This is a genomic window from Vibrio sp. 03_296 (assembly GCF_002265885.1).
The window spans coordinates 1-856 of record NZ_NPKW01000500.1 but is presented as its reverse complement, the minus strand read 5'-3'; the positions used below and the strand labels follow the sequence as shown (position 1 = coordinate 856).

The 856-nt window shown below is 43.2% G+C and carries 1 protein-coding gene and 1 pseudogene; one reads left to right on the top strand and one right to left on the bottom strand.

Annotated elements, in window-relative coordinates; all coding sequences use genetic code 11:
* Positions 1 to 444: pseudogene (locus tag CIK04_RS25720) on the bottom strand (polyprenyl synthetase family protein); the annotation flags it as partial.
* A gap of 269 nt (positions 445 to 713) precedes the next feature.
* Here CIK04_RS25720 and CIK04_RS25715 point away from each other — a divergent pair.
* A partial coding sequence (locus CIK04_RS25715) for a bL21 family ribosomal protein (RefSeq protein ID WP_176463429.1) occupies positions 714 to 856 on the top strand: 143 nt, incomplete at its 3' end.

The following is an 856-nucleotide window of genomic DNA, read 5'->3' as shown; positions in this document are numbered from 1 at the left end:
ATACTTCCCCTTCCGCAATAATGTTAACGGCATCGCTCATGAGCTTCAGGATCTTCATGGATCCTAGCTCTGTCATCATTGAAAAGAGCGCGTGTAAGATGAAGTCACCAACCAAACGCTGGCAGCGTTGCCAAATGCAGCGTTAGCGGTGGCTTTGCCACGACGCATATCCGACTCATCCACCACATCATCGTGCAGCAAGGTTGCGGTATGAATAAACTCGATGAAAGCGGCTGCTGTTGTGTGAGCATTACCCTGATAGCCTAACGCTCGCGCTGAAAGCACGGCCAAAAGAGGGCGAAGACGTTGCCACCACCACTGATGATATAAAAACCAAGTTGATTGATTAAAGAGACATCAGAATTGAGTTTGGGCTGATTGAATTGTTTCATTCACTTTTGCCATGTCATCGGCAGTAAGCGCTTGGATAGTTTTAAAATCCATCGTATATCCGGCTGAAGTTAGACCCTGCAAGGCTTAATCGATTTGTATAATTGTCGAATAATACACTAAAAACATTGATTAATACATTACTAAAGGGCATGATTGCCGCACTTTTATTTGGCGATTAGTCTTTCGTCCAATTTTTCAAAATATGGCTTGTCATAGGGAGCTCCTTTCTGTAGAATCTGCGCCCTATTGATGATTAGTTTAGCGCACACCCTTATTGCACAAAATATAGGCATAGGCTGTGCGGAAAGAGCGGAGTAAATATGTACGCTGTTTTTCCAATCTGGGTGGTAAACAACAACCGTGTAAGCGAAGGTCAAACTCTTCGTTTAGAGAAATTAGACGTTGAAACTGGTGCAACTGTTGAATTTGATAAAGTTCTTCTTGTTGCTAACGGCGAAGACTA